We start from the raw sequence: 19,040 nt of genomic DNA, 5'->3' as shown, positions 1-19,040 counted from the left end.
GTGGAAAAGACTTGGAAAAATAAAAAACCGTTGTATATTTGCAGTGGCAAGTCCTACACGACCAGCTCCCTCTTAATCCTCCAGGGTGGGAACGCAGCAAAGGTATGAGGTTGTAGCGGTGCGATGTAGGTAGCTTGCCATTTTTTTATTACTTCTATTGATCTCCTCCAAGGGGATTTTTTTATTTTAAGCAGTTTGGAAATTCACGTGCTTATTTTAGGGTGATTTGGTTTTGGGGTGCGAAACAGGTATTTGACAAAAACGGATCAATCTCAAAAGGGATCAATCTCAAAAGTTGTGTTTAGGCATAAAGCTTAGTCAATCTGTATAAAAAGAAATCAATATCTCTTACACCTCTAAACTGAGCTCTGAATGCTTTAATTTTTGCATTAAAAGATTCAGCAGAGGCATTGGTACTTCTATTATCAAAATAGTTAAGAATTGTTTTATAATTGATTTGCATTGTATTGATAACAGTGCCGAATTGTTTTAAATTAATCTTCATAACATCATTGTACCAATGAGCCAGTTTAGTATAAGCTACTTCTTTTACTGTGGTTGTGTTATATATTATTCTTAAGTTTTGCGCTACATTATAAGCTTGTTTAATCAAAGGATATTGATTAAATAATATATCTGCTCTTTGCATTTGATTAGTAGTCCATTTACTTGGATCCATAGTTAGTAGATATCTACTTCTTATAAGTAGTTGCTTAGCTGTATCTCCATTATCAAATTCTATTGGAATAAATTGTTTACCTTCTTTTTTAGCTTGTAGGATTAAGTTGTTTTCAATATCTGAAGCATTCCAACGTTCTTGTATTCTAATATCTTGTAATGCTTCATTTACTAGTTTCTGTACATGAAAACGATCTGTTACTTGTGTCGCATTAACAAAGCACTTCGTAACAATTTTTTTCATAGAATTTGCCATATCAAGTGTTATCTCCTTAACTTTAGATCTTGTCTTAGAGGAGATTGTAAGAAGCTTCTCTATAATAGGCTCTACTTTAGTGCCAGAAAAAATTGCTACTATACTCCCTTGCTTTCCTCTACTATATTTGTTTGTAATAATTGTATAGAGCTCACCTTTTGACAAAGCTGTTTCGTCTATTGATAGTTTAGGACCTATGTTTTCAGGAAAAAGAAGATAGTCTTTAGCGTGTTCTTTATGTTCCCAAGCTTGAAAATCACTTAGTGAATCTTTGTATTGGCGTTGTAGTTTTTTACCATCAATATTAAAGAAACCTCCTATTGTATGGCAATCACTTGCCTTAGTATCTATTAATTTCTTTTAAAAAAGAGGCAAACTCATCAGTTAAACGAGTGCCTTTTGCTACTAGATTCCAATCTCTCTGTACTAATTCGCGAGTAGTTTTATCTAACCAACGACGACGCTTGACATGAAGATAAACACTATTTCCTCGTAAAGGAAAATCTTGTATTGTGGTTTCATTATGAAATCCATGACCTATAAGAATACGGTCTTTTGCTTCATCCGGGACTCTATTAAATTCTTCAAAATATAGGTGCATTGTTTCACCTTGTTTTATCGTTTTTACTAAATCAAAATGTTCTACTAAAAACTCAGGTAAAATCATTTTTACAAACTCAATATAGTTTTCCACGGTTATTATTTATTATTACAAAGATCTGTAGTTTTTAATTCACACACAACTTTTGAGATTGATCCACAAAAACACTTCACTCATCTTGTAGGCTTCCCTAAAAATCGGACAGATGTTAATTCGAAATTATTAACTTTAAACAAAACTGTCAAGTATGAAAACAAGTAATTTTAGTGAGAGCCAAATCATTAAAGCTCTCAAAGAAAATGAACAGGGAAGATCAGTAAGTGAAATCTCTCGAGAATTAGGTATTGATAAGAGTACATTCTACTATTGGAGAAAGAAGTATGGTGGAATGGAAAAACAAGAGTTGAAACGTTTAAAAGAACTTGAAGAAGAAAATCGCAAGCTTAAACAGATGTATGCAGATGTAAGTTTAGACAATAAAATGCTCAAAGATATTCTGTCAAAAAAGTTCTAAGCTCAGCAGATAAAATAGAAAGAGCAAAGTATCTGTTAGAGCAATATAAGTTATCCATTGTTCGTATTTGTTTATTAGTTGGATTATGCCGATCAATGTGGTATTATCAAAGTAAAAAAGATGATACACAGGTTATTGATAAACTAAGCGAATTAGCAGAACAATATCCTACTCGCGGCTTTGATGAATACTATCATAAGATACGCAGAGAAGGACTTATATGGAACAGAAAAAGAGTTCTACGCGTTTATCGCTTAATGAAACTAAGTCTAAGAAGAAAACATAAGAAACGTTTAATAACAAGAGTTAAACAGCCTTTAGAAACACCACAAGTACTCAATGAGTGTTGGAGTATGGACTTTATGAGTGACTTACTTACAGATGGCAGAAAAGTACGAGTTTTTAATGTATTAGATGACTGTAATAGAGAAGCAATAGCTATTGAAGCTGGATTAAGTTATCCTGCAAGGGCGGTAATAGAAACATTAGAAAACTTAAAACAAGAAATAGGTACTCCAAAGTACATTAGATGTGATAACGGCCCTGAATTTATCTCTAAAACCTTTGTAAATTGGTGTGAGAATAATTTTATAGAAATTAAATATACCCAGCCTGGTAAACCAATGCAGAATGGATATATAGAACGTTTTAATCGATTTTTTAGAGAGGATATATTAGATGCTTTTTACTTCAATGATATCTACCAGTTACAAAGATTGGCTGATAAATGGAAAGAGGATTACAATTTTAACCATCCTCATAAAGCATTAGGGAATAAATCGCCTAAAGAATATAAGCCCAGATTTGATGAAGAATTTAAATTCTTCATCAAATCTGAACATAATAAGAATTATTTGTCGAATTTAGAGGTGTCCTAAAAAAGGGAAGCCTACAATCTAACCATAAAACAGCATTAAATACGGTAGCGTAAACCTTCTATTGAAGCAAATGTAATTATTCTCTTTTTTCTTATTCTGTTGCTGTTTCTTATAAATAAAATGAAGTGCAAAGTCTATGGTAATTCAAATTGTTTAATTATTTGTTCTAAACCTTGAAATGATATCTACTTGATTTGAAAAAAAGTATGCGTATAATGGTGTACAATAGTTAAAATTATTGAATTGTCTTATACCTTTATGGTTTGGTTTTTGCTATTTTTGAAGAAAAAAGTCAAGTTGAAAAAAATAGCTATCAGAATAAGCAAAATTATAGGTTGGATTGTTGGAATTATTATAGTGTTGTTCCTACTTATTGCCATTGCTATTCAAATTCCCTATGTACAGAATAAAGTAAAGGATTTTGCCATATCTTTCGTGCAAGATAAGATAGGAACGCCAGTTTCTCTTGATAGAATCGAAATCGCTTTTCCAAAGAAAGTAGTCGTAAAGGGATTGTATCTTGAATCTCAACAACAGGATACTTTGTTGTATACAAAATACTTAGGTGTAGATATTAGTTTGTTTAAACTATTGAAGAATACTGTGGAAGTGTCTAATGTCGAATTAGAAGGATTAAAGACCACTGTTAAAAGAGATAGTTTACAACAGTTTAATTTTGATTACATCATAGATGCATTTGCATCTGAAGAAGAAAAGGAAGAACCAGAGTCAACTCCAATGGACATTGCTATAGGTCAAATTGAGTTAAACGATATTACTGTGAAATTTGAGGATCAATATGAAGGACATCATTTAGATTTTCATTTGAATTCATTTGTCACACGCTTCAAAGAGTTTGATTTAGAACTGATGAAATTTGGCATTCCCAAAGTGGGAATAGATGGTGTTTTCGTCAATTATGAAAAAGAACCTTCTAAGGCGATCAAAGATCCCAATGCTATGGTGGAGGCAACTATTGAGAATCCCATAGAAGAAGCGCTTCCTCAAATTGACTTAGGGCAGATTGTGTTTTCTAATTTTGATATTAAGTATAAAGACGAGGATAGCAAGTTACAAGCAGCAATTCTGCTGAATGAATTTCAAGCGGTGTTTAATATGATTGATTTGAACGAACAGAATATTGATATCAAGAATATTAGCCTTGATGATTTCACTGCAACTGTTCGCATGTTAGAGGATAAATCAAAAAACACAATAGAGTCTCAGAGTTCTACTGCTGCTGTTGCACAAGAAGGCGAAGTAGAAGTTTCAGCAGCTATGCCTTGGAAGTTAGCTGTAAAGGACATTGCTTTAAAAGCGATAAACGTTTCATTTGACAATGACAATGAAAAGATACTGACAAAAGGCTTAGATGTAAATCACCTTGCTGTTGCTGATTTAGATTTTAAATTGAAAGACTTTTTATTTTCTGAGAACAATATCAGCGGTAATCTTGAACGCTTTTCTTTTAAAGAGAAAAGTGGTTTTGAGTTGAGTAAGTTCCAAACCTATTTTCTATATAGCGAGCAATCAACTTTAGTTAAAGATTTCGAATTAAAAACAGGACATTCTTCGGTTAAGTCTTCTATCGTTTTAAATTATTTAGATGTTAGCAAATTACAAGAGCAGTTAGGGGATATTTCTGTGGATGCAGTTATATCAGACTCCTACTTTGGACTAGCTGATGTGGAGTTATTAATGCCTGATATACTCAAACAAGCAGATGTATCTCACCTTAAGAATGAAACTATAAAATTTAGTGCTAAAGCGAAGGGAAAAGTAGCAGATTTAGATATCGAAAGATTTAATATCAAAGCGCTAAAAACGACTTATCTTGATGTTTCTGGGAAAGTTAGAGGTTTGCCTGATTTTGATAAGGCTTATGTAAATCTACAAATTAAAGATGTGCTTACATCGTCTCGTGATATACATGCAGTAGCGCCAAAAGATATAATTCCCAACAATATTGAAATACCTTCTTCAATGTCTTTAAAAGGGTTTGTAAGGGGGAGTATGAAAGAAATCCAATCTCATGTCGATTTAAAGACGAGTTTGGGGGCAATAGCCATGGATGTTGATTTTGATCAACGCAAAAAGGGAAAAGAAAAGTACAAATTAGATTTTGGAATTAAAGAGTTAGAAGTTGGTAGGTTGATTAAGAACGATTCAATAGGGGCTATTTCTCTGTACGCCAAAGTAGATGGGAATAGCTTCGATCCTGAGTTAATTCAAGCCAACGCTGTATTTGAAATTGAAAAAGCGGAAGTAAATAATTACAAATACAACCACATTCGCTTAGATGCCAGTGTTGATAAAGGTAAATATGTGGTGACATCTGAGAACGAAGATCCCAATTTAAACTTTGTGTTGGATGCAAGTGGCGTATGGACAGGTAAGAGTTTAAGTTTAGATTTGTTAGCAGACATAAAGAATGTAGATTTCTATCAACTGAAGCTGGATGAGGAACAGAGAAATTTATCTACAGTTATTGATGTTAAAATGGAAAATATTTTACCAGATAGTTTAGTTGGTAAAATGCAAATTAGAGACTTTGGTTTTGATTTAGCTAAGAGAAAGTATAGACTTAAACCTATTGATCTTATTGCCGAGGCTAAGCCTAATTACAGAAAGCTAAGCTTAACTTCTCAGATACTTGATTTTTCACTTGAAGGTGATTATCAATTAACCACCTTGGCCGATGCGCTAACTACAAGTTTGGAGTCTTATTTTAAGCGCAGTGAAGAAGATGAAGAAGTAGAAAATGCTAAGGTAGCTAAGCCTCAGTTTTTTTCATATGATTTAAAAGTAAAGTACGATAATGTGTACAAGGATATGCTACCTGATTTAAAAGAGTTAGAGCCTATTCATATTTTTGGTCGATATGATAAAAAAACAGATTTTATTAGCCTAAAAGGGGGAATCTCTAATTTAGAGTATGGAGAGAATAAGATTGAGGGAATTAATTGGATTATCGAGCCAAAACAAGATGCTCTAACTTACAGTTTCGGTGTTAATAGTATTTCTAATGCCAGCGTTCGCTTGCGTAGATTAAACCTTCATGGTGCAGCGTATAATAATATTTTGACCTACGATTTTAATTTAAAGGATAGAGAGGGAAGGGATTGTTATGTCATTGCTGGAAATTTGGAGGCGAAGAACAATGCTTTAATTATGAAATTAGAGCAAGACGGCTTTATGTTAGATTATAATCCATGGAAAGTAAATGCAGAGAATAGAGTTGTCTTGGATAAGGATGGAGTTTATGTAAAAGATTTTTCACTTGAATATAAAAACAGTGGAATATACATTGCTTCTCAAGAAGCAGAAGCTAATAGTCCTTTAAATTTGACTTTTAAAAACTTCAGCATTGAGACTTTAACTAAATTAGTTAAAAAGGATAAATTATTGGCAAGTGGTTTTATTGATGGATCATTAGACTTGACAGAATTATCTACTGATTTTAGATTTGTTTCAGATATCAATATTAGGGAGCTTCATGCTTTTGAAATCTTACTTGGGAATCTATATGTAGGAGTGAAGAATGAATCATTGAGCACTTATTTGGCAAAAGTTGTATTAGAGGGGGGGCCAAATCGAGTAGAAGTAAAAGGGATTGCCGATGTTGAACAAGAAGATTTGAAATTGAAAGTATTAGTAGATAAGTTGCAAATGAGTGCATTTGAACGATTTACTACAGGAATGCTTTCGGAGGCAGAAGGATATTTTTCGGGAGATATAAATGTAACTGGAAAATTTACTGAACCCAAAGTATTAGGAAACTTTAAGTTTAACGATATTGGATTTCACTTAGATCAATTAAACGCAGATTTTAGAAAGATTAATGAAACAATTTCCTTTACAGAGAAGGGAATTGAGCTCGATAAATTTAGCATAACTGATGTTGATGGTAATTTGTTAGTTGTTTCTGGAGCTGTATTAACTAAGAGTTATCAAGATTTTGCTTTTGATTTGGGTATTAAGGCGGTAGACTTTAAAGCGATTAATTCAACGTCAAAAGATAACGATATGTTTTATGGAGCACTTATTTTTGACTCCGATATCCGCATTAAAGGGAATATGGATAAGCCTATTGTCAATGGTAAGATTGAGGTTGGCAAGAAAACAAATTTCACTGTGATAATGCCACAAGAAGATCCTTCTATTGCAGATAGAGAAGGTATTGTTGAGTTTATTGATCAGGAGAGTTTACAGGCTGCTGAGTTGAAAAAATTACAAGATGAATTCAATAGTTCTCAGATAAAGGGATTAGATGTTGCTTTGGCTATTAAAGTGAATAAGGAAGCTACTTTTACCATGATTATGGATAAGCAAAGTGGGGATAAACTGATTTTGAAAGGAGAAGGTGAGATCATGGGAGGTATTGACCCTTCAGGTAAAATATCTTTAACAGGGCGATATGAATTTAACGAGGGGTCTTATGATCTATCGTTTAATATGATAAAGAGAAAATTTGAAGTACAAAAAGGTAGTTCTATTGTATTTGCAGGGGAGCCAACCGATGCTATATTAAACTTGACAGCAATCTATGAAGCAAATACGGCGCCTATAGACTTGCTTCAAAATCAGTTAAGCACATTATCGCCAACACAGCAAAATCAGTATAAGCAAAAAATTCCTTTCCAAGCTTTATTAAAGATGAAAGGTGAGCTGTTAGAGCCAGAAATCTCATTTGATATTCAATTAAAAGAGGGAGTTACTTCTGTATCAGGAGAAGTACTTAACAATACTAAGAATAAACTGACGCAGTTGAGAGCGAATGAATCAGAAATGAATAAACAAGTCTTTGCCTTGTTGTTGTTAAATAGATTTATCGGAGAGAATCCTTTTGAAAGTAGTGCGGGTGGAATGACTGCAGGTACTATCGCAAGGCAAAGTGTGAATCGCCTATTGTCAGATCAATTAAATAATTTGGCAGGAAGTTTAATCAAAGGGGTTGAGCTTAACTTTAATTTAGAATCAAGCGAAGATTTTTCAAGTGGTTCAAGAGAGAATAGAACTGATTTGAATATCGCCGTTTCTAAGCGATTGTTCTCAGACCGATTGAAAGTAACTGTAGGAAGTAGTTTTGAAGTAGAAGGTAATCAACGACAAAATGAACAGGCAAGTAATATTGCAGGGGATATCGAGTTGGAGTATACTTTGTCTAAAGATGGTAGATATCTGATGCGAGTGTATAGAAAAAATCAGTATGAAGTAGCCCTACAGGGACAAATAGTAGAAACAGGAGTAGGTTTTATCATTACGATGAGTTATGAGCGATTCAAAGAATTATTCGAACGTTCTAAGGATAAAAGAGAATTAAAAAGACAATTAAGAGATGAGAGTAAACAAGAGTAAAAGTATAAAGTATTTTATCGCAGTAGGATCAATCGTTCTGATGTTGGGTTCTTGTGGCAGTACTCGTCATCTAAAAGAAGGAGAGTTTTTATATACAGGAGGAACGATTGAAATTGATAGTGATTCACTGTCAAAAAGCCAGAAAAAGGAAATGGCGGAAGGATTAGCAGATCTTCTAAGACCAATACCGAATGGTAAGATCCTTGGGATGCGACCGAAGTTAGGACTTTATAATATGGCTGGAGATCCTGATAAATCGAGCAAGTTTCGAAATTGGATGAGAAAGAAATTAGGTGAACCACCTGTTTTATTTGAAGAGGTAGATCTTGATTATAATAGTGCTATTTTGAGTAATAGACTTGAAAATGTAGGTTTTTTTAATGTAGAAGTAGAAAGTGATACTCTCGAGGTAACAGATAAGAAAAAGGGAGCTCGTTATAAGGTAACTCCTGGAATACAGTATAAAATAAATGAAGTTACTTTTTTGAATGACTCTACTCCACTACAACAGTTAATTTACGATGCTAAAAGATGGTCAAAGTTAAGAGAAGGTAAGCCTTATAATCTTGATCAAATAAAGGATGAACGCGTTCGATTTGATAATTATGTCAAGAATAAAGGATATTATTATTTTAGTCCGAATAACTTGCTAATTCAAGTAGATAGTAGTGTAGGGAATCATAAAGTGGATTTATTTGTCAAAGTAAAAGACGATACTCCCAAGCCTGCTTTGAAATCTTATACTATTGATAAAATTTATGTTTTTGCGGATTATGAGATTTCCGATAGTGAGTATTTGAGCAAATTAGATTCAGCTTACCAACATAAGGATTTGACAATTGTGGATCCTACAGGTAAGTTTAAGCCTACAATTTATGACCGAGCAATCTATTTAGAAAAAGGAGAAACCTATAATCGAAATGACCATAATTTATCATTGAATAGATTAGTCAACTTAGGGGTGTTTAAGTTTGTAAAGAACTCCTTTGAAATATCGGATAGTATAAATAATAAGTTAGATGCCTATTACTTTTTGACACCAGATAACCCAAAGGCAATTCGATTAGAATTATTAGGGAAAACCAATTCAGCAAGTTACAATGGTGCTGAGTTAAATCTGAACTGGAGTAATAAGAATTTCTTTAGAGGAGCTGAACTATTCTCTGTTTCAACATATGGTGGGGCTGACTTCCAATCTTCTTCTAAGAATAATGGATATAACGTATATAAAGCGGGTATTGAGGCGAGTTTAACTTGGCCTAAACTGATTGCTCCAATTGATTTTAATCCTTCAACAGGTTTTGTACCGAAGACCAGAGCAACTGTGGGTTATGAATTTTTACAAAGAAGTAAGTTGTATTCTTTAAATTCTTTTAAAGCCTCTTGGGGATATTTGTGGAAACAAAGTAGTACAATCGAACACCAGTTTAATGTATTAGAAACAAATTATGTTAGTCCCAATAATGTCACTGATTTATACAGAGAGTATGCAGCAGGTAATCCTTCACTTGAAAGGATATTGGACAAACAGTTAATATTTGGACCTACATATACATTTACTTATACTAATACCATGAAACAGTATAAGAAAAATACTTTTTACTATAGAGGATCTTTAGATTTTTCAGGTAATATTCCTGGATTGTTAATGGGGGCAGATGTAGATAGTGATAAAGAAAAGACCATTTTAGGGGTTCCTTTTAGTCAGTATGTTAAAACAGAACACGACTTTAGACATTATTTAAAGTTGGGTAAGAATTCTCAATTCGTAAGCCGTATTCACGCTGGAGTTGGAGTAGCTTATGGTAACTCTAAGAATATGCCTTATACAAAACAGTTCTATGTAGGTGGATCTAATAGTATTCGCGCGTTTAGAGCTCGTACACTTGGACCAGGAAGTTTTGACCCCCATACTATTGATTCAAAGTTCATACCTGATCAATCTGGGGATATGATTATTGAAATGAATTTTGAGTACAGAAAAAAGCTTTTTAGTATTTTACATGGAGCGCTTTTTGTAGATGCAGGGAATATTTGGAATTTGAATGATGTATCGGACAGACCAGGTGGAAAAATAGGATCAGACTTTTATAAAGAATTTGCAATTGGTGCAGGAGCAGGATTGCGATTTGATATTACATTTTTAGTGGTGCGATTCGACTTTGCCTTTCCATTGCGTATTCCGTATAATCAATCAGGAGAGCGTTGGGTAATTGACGACATTCGATTTGGTGACAAACAATGGCGCAAGGATAACTTGATGTTTAACTTCGCAATTGGGTATCCTTTCTAAAAATTGTGGAATTATTACACAAGATGAGTTGTGGAAAATGGAGTGTTTGTAGATAGTATACTTTTTGTAAAAAAAATAATTAAAGTATAATATGTTGATAATCTATTGTATAAGTGGTAAAGTCGTGGTTTTTGTAAATTTGGCATGATATTTACTACTTTATTTAGTATAAGGTGTTATAAAAATGAGATGAAAGTCTCGCTAAGAAAAAGAAAATTAAGTGTTTGTTTAAAGAAATTATGCTACTTAATTAAGTAGCAAGTAGATCGTTAGTAAGGTGAAGAAGAGAAATCTTCAGGTAAGTAGGGAGCAATAGCTCCCTTTTACCGTTTATAGGGGTTATTTTTAAATGTAGTTAGTTTCTCAATAAGAAAAACATTAAATTTGCGTTTAGCACTTAAAAAGATATATATAATATGAGTCACAAGATTCTTGTAATAGATGATGATGTTCCATTTTGCGAAATGCTAAAAACTTTCTTAAGTAAAAAAGGATATATAGTAGCCAATGCATTTAATAGCGTGGAAGCACAACAATTAATAGGTAAAGAATGTTATGATATCGTATTAACGGATGTGAGGTTACCTGATAGTGATGGTATAGAATTGTTAAAGCATATAAAGGCAACTTGTATTTCTACACAAGTAATTTTAATGACAGGGTATACTGAGATTAAAACAGCAGTTAACGCAATGAAATTAGGTGCTTTTGATTATGTTGCTAAACCTATTAATCCTGACGAGATCTTACTGACAATCAAACAGGCTTTAGATAAAAAGAACATTGTGGTGCACGATGTAAAAGATCTTTCACCTGATAATAACGCTAAGACTAAGGAAACAGTTACAAATGAAGATGAATATGTAAAAGGAAATAGCAAGGTTTCTAAACAATTGAATGAATATATTGAATTAGTTGCTCCAACCAATATGTCTGTACTAATTATTGGAGATAGTGGAACAGGGAAAGAGCATATAGCGCATTCTATACATTTAAAAAGTAAACGCAAAGACAAACCGTATATAGCAGTAGATTGTGGTGCGATTCCAAAAGATTTAGCTTCAAGTGAGTTTTTTGGTCATATCAAAGGATCATTTACAGGAGCTGTAACGGATAAAGTTGGACATTTTGAAGCTGCAAATGGTGGTACTATCTTTTTGGATGAAGTGGGTAATTTGTCCTATGAAGTACAAGTTCAATTACTGAGAGCACTTCAAGAAAGAAAGGTTAAGCCAGTAGGTAGTAGTACGGAGATTGACGTTGATATTAGAGTTATTGCAGCTACGAATGAGGATTTGCCTAAAGCAGTGAGAGAAGGTGAGTTTAGAGAGGATTTGTATCACAGATTAAATGAATTTGGTATCGTTGCTCCAAAGCTTGCAGATAGAGGAGAAGATATTTTGATGTTTGCAAATTACTTCTTGAAGAAATCAAATAGAGAGCTCGAAAAGAATGTAAACAAATTTTCTGGTGAAGTAGAACGTGTTTTCTTAACTTATGAATGGCCAGGAAACCTTAGAGAGATGAAGAATATAATTAAGCGTTCTGTATTGTTAACTCGTGGTGATGTGGTAGAAGAAAATGTGTTACCTGAAGAGATACTCAATCCTCGAATTAACACTCATTCGACAGATATTGTGTCTGCAGGACAGGAAGAAGATTTGAAGCTCTTTTCATCTCGCAATGAAGAACAAGCTATTCGAACAGCATTGGAAAAGGTTAAGTTTAATAAGACAAAAGCAGCTCAAGTACTTGGCATAGATAGAAAGACATTGTATAATAAGATGAAATTGTATAATATCGAATTATAGCATTAAAAAAGGCGTTTGAACCAAGTTCAAACGCCTTTTTTGCGTTAAAGTGTATAGTAATTATTGTAAAGGGTTTGTTTCATCAGCTATGCTAACTGTTTGCGAGGTCGTTTTGAACGATTTGTCAAACTCGAATAAAGCAATATCACTTGCTTTAGCTCCTCCTGCAAGTTTTAGTCTGTCTAATAACTCAAGAGCAAGTTTTTCTTCTTCTCTTTGTTCTGTTACTAACCATTGTAGAAAATTCCAAGTCGCCCAGTCTTTTTCTTCAAAAGCAAGTGTCACTATATTGTATATAGCATCTGTGTTTTTTACTTCTTGAGCATATACCATTTCGAAACATTCTAATACGTTTTTTGGCTCTTTTCCTGGAGCTCCAATAGCTTCTATTTTTACAGTAGATCCTCTTTCTTGTACATACTCAATTATTTTAGCCATATGTATTCTTTCTTCATGCGAATGTTTCATTAGAAAGTCTTTTACTCCTGCCATTTTTGCTTCATCTGCCCAACAAGCAAGCATTAAGTAAATTTGAGCAGACACTGCTTCTAAAGTAATTTGTTTGTTTAAAGCTTGTGTTAGTGCTGTAGATAATCGATTTGTTTTCATAATTCTTTCTTTTTCATTTTTAAATTATACTGTAAAGGTATAAAATATTAGTTTTTTTTATTCGTTAATGTGTTGATTTTTAGTTAGTTTTAATTCGTATTCATTAAAAATAAGTTTAATTAGATTTTTAGACCATTATTTCTTTTTTACCTTTGTGTAAATTCAAAACGTACTATGGATATAAAAACACTGATTCATCATAATTTAGATGAACTATTGTATTTGGCAGATAAGAAAGAAATTTTAAATACTGATCTTGTAGTTGAAATAGGAGCTTATGTTGGAGCTGCTGTTTTAAGAGGTAGATTCGCAGATAAAAAGGAGGTGACAGTCGATGAAATTAATGGTGTTTTTGGGATTATTGGGGATTTTTGTAAGATGAGTTTTGGTAGAAGCTTTACAGTTGTTCACTATAGAAAAATGACCAAATTAGCTAATGATTTACTTCAAGAAACTACTTTTGATGCAGATCTTGAAGATTTTATTAATCGCATAAGAAATTAAAGGATCGTAATCCTTTACATTATACTTTTATCAGAGCTTAGGGACGTTGTCTTTAGGCTCTTTTATTTTGTGCTAAACTATCATTATTTGTAATAGCTGAGTTTTAGAAGTGTTTTTTATTAAATATATAAGAGAAATATAGCTGTGTTGCTAATGTTTTACAGAAAATATGTAAACTTAAATAAGTAGATTTTTTTTTATAAATTGTGAGTAACCAAATACTTATAATTATGAAAATTAAAACCATACCGAGTGCAAGTAATGCGCATCATTACCAGCTACTGATAAAAGACCTTCTGGAAAACTCGTTAAGAGTCAATCCCAATCATGAAATTGTATACAAAGATCAGGAGAGGTTAAACTACTATCAATTGTATGATCGAATTAAACAATTGTGTAATATGTACGGTGTGCTGGGGCTTGATGGTGGAAGCGTTGTAGGAGTTATTGATTATGATAGTCATCGTTTTTTAATGAATTACTTCGCTGTGCCTATAACAGGAAACGTGTTACACACAGTGAATTGGCGTTTAGCACCTGAGCAGATTTTGTATACAATCAATCATGCCGAGGATGAGGTTTTAATTGTCCACGAAGATTTTTTACCTGTTGTTGAGACATTTTTTGATCGATTGGAAACGGTAAAAAAGATTATTGTCATTAAAGAAAAGGGAAGTAAGATAAATACGACTATTGTTATTGATGGTTTCTTTGATGAGTTACTATTAGAACAATCTACGATATATGAGTTTCCAGAGTTTAGTGAGGAAGCTATAGCGACCTTGTTTTATACCACTGGGACGACAGGGAATCCAAAAGCTGTTTACTTTTCACATCGACAGTTGGTATTGCATACGATGGTGGAGAGTAGTGTACTATCAATGATGAATGAAGCTTTCAAGATAAAATCATCAGATGTCTATTTGCCATTAACACCAATGTTTCATGTGCATGCTTGGGGTCTACCTTATTTAGCAACTACTTTAAGCCTAAAACAAGTGTATGTAGGTAAATTCGAACCTCAAAGCTTTATTGATATATTTAGAAGAGAAAAGCCTACAATTTCGCACTGCGTTCCTACAATCCTAAATATGTTGTTATCAAGTCCTGCTGCAAGAGATATTGACTTGTCGACTTGGAGTGTATTAATCGGAGGGTCGGCTCTAAGCAAACCTTTAGCTAAGCGAGCGTTAGATAGAGGAATTTCTGTTGTGACTGGATATGGAATGTCGGAAACTTGTCCTTTGTTAACTTCGTCATACTTGTCCTTAGTAACAATTAAAAATGATATAGAATCTCAGTTAGATATTCGTACAATGACGGGTAGAGCAGCTCTATTAGTCGATCTGAAAATAGTAGATGAGGAAGGTAGGGAAGTGCCTAAAGACGGAAAATCATTAGGGGAAATTATTGTACGTGCTCCTTATTTGACAATGGGGTACTACAAAGAAAAAGAGAAAGGAGAAGAACTTTGGCAAGGTGGTTATTTGCATACAGGTGATATTGCTTGGATAAATGAGAATAACGATATTAAGATTGTAGATCGTTCTAAGGATGTCATTAAAACAGGAGGGGAATGGATGTCTTCTTTGGCTTTAGAGGAAATGATTGGCAGTTACCAAGGAATTAATGATGTTGCTGTTATAGGAGTTCCTGATGTTAAATGGGGAGAACGACCTTTTGCTCTTGTTGTATGTAAAGAGGGCTTTACACTCAGCGAACAAGAGTTGAAAGACCATATGCAAAAGTTTGTAGATCAGAAGAAAATTAATAAATGGGCTATACCTGATCGATTTGTATTTGTAGAAGTAATTCCAAAGACAAGTGTTGGCAAAATAAGTAAAAAGAAAATTAGAGAAATGTACGCAAGTCACGAAATATAAGGATTTTTTGAAATGCTTGTAAAAATAAGGTATCTTTCAGCCGACAAAATAACTACCTTAAAAATGAAATTAAAACAAGAACAAAACAATCAATCAAAAAGGCAGACTAAGAAGTTTTTTAAACAACTTAGCTTTGCTTTATTAGCCTTTGGTTCTCTGTCAGTTCATGCACAGAAGAAGCCTTTAGATCACAGTGTATACGATAGTTGGGAATCTATTGGAACCAAACAGTTTTCCAATAATGGACAATGGATATTATATCAAGTAACTCCTCAAGAAGGTGATAAGACTTTATTTATCAAAACAACAGACGGTCAAAAAGAATTAAAAGTAGAAAGAGGTGAGAAACCTATCTTTACAGGAGATTCTAACTATGCACTATTTTCAATTAGACCTACTTATGCTGATCTAAAAGCTGTGAAAGTAAAGAAGAAGAAAGAAGATGAAATAGCAAAAGATTCGTTGGGTATTTTTAACTTAAAGTCAGGTGCTGTAGATAAAATAGCTAATATTAAGTCGTTTAAAACACCAGATAAAAAAGGTGATTTTGTAGCGTATTTACTAGAGAAAGTAAAAGATTCTGCTAATGCTAAAGATTCTAAAGCTCCTAAGAAAAAAACAAGTAAGGACGCTCCTTTAGATTTAGTTTTAAAGGACTTGGTAAATAACGATGATACCGTATTTACAGATGTTGTTGATTACTACTTTGATGATAATGGACAGTATTTGGTTATTGTAACAAAAGACCCAAAACAAAAGGAGAAAGAGGATAAGGCTAAGAAAGAGGTAGAATCTAAAGAGAAAGAGAATATTGAATCAAGCGATGTGGTAAAAGTGACTGAACAGACTTCTGAAGTCGAAGAAAGTAAAGGACCTTTTGGCGTATTTGTCGTTGATTTAAAGACGAAAAAGAAAACAACCTTATTAGAAGGTAAAGGAAAGTATACGCAGTTTAATTTTGATGAGAGTGGTAAACAATTGGCATTTGTAGCAAATGACGATGAAGAGAAAACACTTGTCAAAACATACAAGGTTTATTATTCTACGTTGCCTCGAGAAGCAAGTGAAATAGCTACTGATAAAACAACAGGTGTACCAAATAACTGGGTAATATCAGAAAATTATAAACCTCAGTTTAGTAAGAATGGAAAGCGTATGTTTCTTGGAATAGCACCTACTCCAGTAGCTAAGGACACTACTTTAATAGCAGAGGATCATGCGGTAGTTGATATCTGGCATTACAAAGAGGATTACATTCAGCCACAGCAATTAGTCAATTTAGAGAAAGATTTAAAAAAATCATATTTAGCGACAATTGATTTAACTCGTAATAAGGGAATTTTAGCTTTAGCGGATCAGACATTAGATAGAATGCAGTTAGTGGACGAGGGAAATAGCAATATTGTCTTTGGTTCTACTGATTTTGGTAAAAGAGTTGAGAGACAATGGAATATTTCTGGATCAGCCTCTTATTATATCGTAGATGTTAATACAGGTAAAAGAACAGAAGTTGTTAGTGATTTACCTGGTTTAGCGTGCATCTCGCCTAAAGGAACTGCTGTTGTTTATTATAATAGTGAAGAAGGTAATTGGTACGCTTATGATGTTAAAACGAAAATTACTAAACATTTGAATAAGCAATTGTCTGTATCTTTTGCAGATGAGCAGTTTGATATGCCTGATAATGCAAGTGCATACGGAATTAAAGGCTGGACAGATAATGATGAGTCAGTATTGATTGGAGATCGCTACGATATTTGGGAGTTTTTCTTAAATAGCAATAAGGCACCACGTATGGTTACCAATGGTTATGGTCGTGAACATAAAGTTAGTTTTGATATATTGAATTTAGATTCGGATAAGAAATCGTATAACCGATCAGAACATTTAATATTTGCTGCTTTTAACGAGTTGAATAAAGATGCAGGTTATTATAGCGGAGTGATTAAAGGTAATAAGATTCCTGAGAAGTTGTGGATGCAACCGTATAGTGGATTTAATTCTCTATTTAAAGCTAAAAATGCCAAAGTCTATGGTTATGTGAAAGGATCTTTTAAAGAATCGATTAATCTATACGTGACTAAAGATTTTAAAGAGGAAGTAAAGTTGAGTAATCTAAATGCGCAACAAGCTAATTATAATTGGGGAACAAATGAATTAATTCACTGGACAACTCCAAAAGGCTACGAGGCCACAGGTGTATTGTTTAAACCAGAGAATTTTGATCCAAATAAGAAGTACCCAATGATCGTGTATTTCTATGAGAAGTTGTCTGATAATTTGCATCGCTATGAAGCTCCTGCACCTACACCTTCAAGATTGAATATTCCATTTTATGTTAGTAATGAGTATTTGGTGTTTACACCAGATATTAGTTATGTAGATGGATATCCAGGTAAATCGGCAGAGGAGTTTATTAATTCAGGAGTAGAGTTTTTAAAGCAAAATTCTTGGGTTAATCCAGATAAAATTGCAATTCAAGGACAGAGTTGGGGAGGTTATCAAGTAGCACATTTAATTACAGTAACTGATATGTATGCTGCTGCTTGGTCTGGTGCTCCAGTTGTCAATATGACATCTGCTTATGGAGGTATCCGTTGGCAAAGTGGTATGAGTCGTCAATTTCAATATGAAAAAACACAAAGTAGAATAGGACAGACTCTTTGGGATGGATATGATTTGTATATTGAAAATTCACCATTATTCAATATGCCAGCTGTTACTACACCTGTGGCAATTATGCATAATGATAACGATGGAGCTGTGCCTTGGTACCAAGGAATAGAAATGTTTATGGCTTTGCGCCGTTTAGGTAAACCAGCTTGGTTACTTAACTACAATGGCGATGAGCATAACTTGATGAAACGTCAAAATCGAAAGGATATTCAAATTCGACAACAACAATTTTTTGATTACTATCTAAAAGATGCTAAAGCACCTGTATGGATGGTTAAAGGAATACCTGCAACAATGAAAGGTAAAGATTGGGGATTTGACCTTGTAGAGGATAAAGTGGAATAGTTATTTTAATTATAAAGTTTAAAAGAGCAATACTTCGAAAAGTATTGCTCTTTTACTTTTATATATTTAGGTGGTTTGGCGTATTTTTTTGAAAAGAAAAGTTTAATTGACTCTCAAGCCATATAAAAGTTGTTGAATCAGTTTTAAGCTCTCCCTCAAACCAATTGCACCAGGCCATTTCAATGTAAAGGTTGTTTTTTACTAATAAATAATAATCGTAATCAATTCCCTTGTCAAATGCCATTATGGGATATTGCTTTTTGATTTTCCACTTGTTCTTTTGTAAGAAGTCTACGATAGCATTCCAACTTGTTGTCGGTATATCCGTTACTATTTCCACTAATTGATTTTCTATGGTTAAGTTTTACAAATGTAATAGAAGTTATGAGTTTTTTAAAAAAGTAGTTATTTATAGATAACTTTTATGTTCACTTAAAAATCAAGTAAATTTGCTTTAAGCAAAAGATATAGTTTAAAATAGATATGAAAGAAATAGAAGGAATATACAAAGCGCAATTAGTTATACAAGAAATGTCTTTAGCACTTATAATGAAAGTGGCTTTAAAAGGTGATAATCTTGAAGTTAGTATAGATTTACCAGAACAGGGAGCTGTTGGTTTACAAGCTACCCAAG

General features: G+C 33.3%; 12 protein-coding genes and 1 other RNA gene. 9 read left to right on the top strand and 4 right to left on the bottom strand.

The window, feature by feature from the left end; translation table 11 throughout:
• Nucleotides 1-44 precede the first annotated feature (44 nt).
• Nucleotides 45-143, top strand: an RNA gene (gene ffs / locus NWE55_RS02485) — signal recognition particle sRNA small type.
• A 158-nt stretch (nucleotides 144-301) separates the two neighbouring features.
• Here the strand turns inward: ffs and NWE55_RS02480 are convergent.
• Together NWE55_RS02480 and NWE55_RS02475 are read right to left on the bottom strand one after the other, a co-directional pair.
• Nucleotides 302-1,237 carry an ISAon1 family transposase gene (locus NWE55_RS02480; RefSeq protein ID WP_258204716.1) on the bottom strand — a complete coding sequence of 312 codons (936 nt, stop codon included), beginning with the start codon at nucleotides 1,235-1,237 and terminating at the stop codon, nucleotides 302-304.
• Nucleotides 1,238-1,274: 37 nt separating this feature from the next.
• Nucleotides 1,275-1,628, bottom strand: a complete 354-nt coding sequence (locus NWE55_RS02475) for an ISAon1 family transposase N-terminal region protein (protein ID WP_160339156.1) — start codon at nucleotides 1,626-1,628, stop codon at nucleotides 1,275-1,277.
• Nucleotides 1,629-1,782: 154 nt separating this feature from the next.
• Between NWE55_RS02475 and NWE55_RS02470 the strand changes: the two genes are divergently transcribed.
• From NWE55_RS02470 to NWE55_RS02450, 5 genes are all read left to right on the top strand, one after another.
• Nucleotides 1,783-2,049, top strand: coding sequence for a transposase (locus tag NWE55_RS02470; RefSeq protein WP_006261795.1), 267 nt, complete (start codon nucleotides 1,783-1,785; stop codon nucleotides 2,047-2,049).
• A 14-nt stretch (nucleotides 2,050-2,063) separates the two neighbouring features.
• Nucleotides 2,064-2,927 (top strand): IS3 family transposase, encoded by an 864-nt coding sequence (locus NWE55_RS02465; protein WP_308860668.1) that lies wholly within the window; start codon nucleotides 2,064-2,066, stop codon nucleotides 2,925-2,927.
• A gap of 297 nt (nucleotides 2,928-3,224) precedes the next feature.
• Entirely contained in the window at nucleotides 3,225-8,285 is a 5,061-nt protein-coding gene (locus tag NWE55_RS02460) for a translocation/assembly module TamB domain-containing protein (RefSeq protein ID WP_155093104.1), read from the top strand.
• Nucleotides 8,266-10,578 carry a translocation and assembly module lipoprotein TamL gene (gene tamL, locus NWE55_RS02455; RefSeq protein WP_258204590.1) on the top strand — a complete coding sequence of 771 codons (2,313 nt, stop codon included), beginning with the start codon at nucleotides 8,266-8,268 and terminating at the stop codon, nucleotides 10,576-10,578. The genes NWE55_RS02460 and tamL overlap by 20 nt, the downstream gene beginning before the upstream one ends.
• 416 nt (nucleotides 10,579-10,994) lie before the next feature.
• Nucleotides 10,995-12,389 (top strand): sigma-54-dependent transcriptional regulator, encoded by a 1,395-nt coding sequence (locus NWE55_RS02450; RefSeq protein ID WP_155093102.1) that lies wholly within the window; start codon nucleotides 10,995-10,997, stop codon nucleotides 12,387-12,389.
• Nucleotides 12,390-12,449: 60 nt separating this feature from the next.
• Here NWE55_RS02450 and NWE55_RS02445 read toward each other — a convergent pair whose 3' ends face one another.
• Nucleotides 12,450-12,998 carry a ferritin gene (locus NWE55_RS02445; protein WP_155093101.1) on the bottom strand — a complete coding sequence of 183 codons (549 nt, stop codon included), beginning with the start codon at nucleotides 12,996-12,998 and terminating at the stop codon, nucleotides 12,450-12,452.
• A 174-nt stretch (nucleotides 12,999-13,172) separates the two neighbouring features.
• Here NWE55_RS02445 and NWE55_RS02440 point away from each other — a divergent pair, with 174 nt between their 5' ends.
• The 3 genes from NWE55_RS02440 to NWE55_RS02430 all read left to right on the top strand — a co-directional run bounded on the left by NWE55_RS02440 (nucleotide 13,173) and on the right by NWE55_RS02430 (nucleotide 18,406).
• Nucleotides 13,173-13,502 (top strand): hypothetical protein, encoded by a 330-nt coding sequence (locus tag NWE55_RS02440; protein ID WP_155093100.1) that lies wholly within the window; start codon nucleotides 13,173-13,175, stop codon nucleotides 13,500-13,502.
• A gap of 230 nt (nucleotides 13,503-13,732) precedes the next feature.
• Entirely contained in the window at nucleotides 13,733-15,385 is a 1,653-nt protein-coding gene (locus NWE55_RS02435; RefSeq protein WP_160339059.1) for a fatty acid--CoA ligase, read from the top strand.
• A 63-nt stretch (nucleotides 15,386-15,448) separates the two neighbouring features.
• Complete coding sequence (locus tag NWE55_RS02430; RefSeq protein WP_258204589.1) at nucleotides 15,449-18,406, top strand: alpha/beta hydrolase family protein; 2,958 nt, start codon at nucleotides 15,449-15,451, stop codon at nucleotides 18,404-18,406.
• Between the two features lie 58 nt (nucleotides 18,407-18,464).
• On the opposite strand, the gene NWE55_RS02425 is transcribed toward NWE55_RS02430, so the two are convergent.
• Nucleotides 18,465-18,746, bottom strand: a complete 282-nt coding sequence (locus NWE55_RS02425) for a hypothetical protein (RefSeq protein WP_155093097.1) — start codon at nucleotides 18,744-18,746, stop codon at nucleotides 18,465-18,467.
• Nucleotides 18,747-19,040: the final 294 nt, after the last annotated feature.

This window comes from Myroides albus (genome assembly GCF_024722315.1).
Lineage (GTDB): Bacteria > Bacteroidota > Bacteroidia > Flavobacteriales > Flavobacteriaceae > Flavobacterium > Flavobacterium album_A.
This window is presented reverse-complemented; position numbering and strand designations above follow the sequence as displayed.

Coding starts and splice junctions, on each gene's coding strand:
- tamL (WP_258204590.1), top strand. CDS start 8,266: ATGAGAGTAAACAAGAGTAAAAGTATAAAGTATTTTATCGCAGTAGGA.
- NWE55_RS02435 (WP_160339059.1), top strand. CDS start 13,733: ATGAAAATTAAAACCATACCGAGTGCAAGTAATGCGCATCATTACCAG.
- NWE55_RS02450 (WP_155093102.1), top strand. CDS start 10,995: ATGAGTCACAAGATTCTTGTAATAGATGATGATGTTCCATTTTGCGAA.
- NWE55_RS02445 (WP_155093101.1), bottom strand. CDS start 12,998: ATGAAAACAAATCGATTATCTACAGCACTAACACAAGCTTTAAACAAA.
- NWE55_RS02430 (WP_258204589.1), top strand. CDS start 15,449: ATGAAATTAAAACAAGAACAAAACAATCAATCAAAAAGGCAGACTAAG.
- NWE55_RS02470 (WP_006261795.1), top strand. CDS start 1,783: ATGAAAACAAGTAATTTTAGTGAGAGCCAAATCATTAAAGCTCTCAAA.
- NWE55_RS02440 (WP_155093100.1), top strand. CDS start 13,173: ATGGATATAAAAACACTGATTCATCATAATTTAGATGAACTATTGTAT.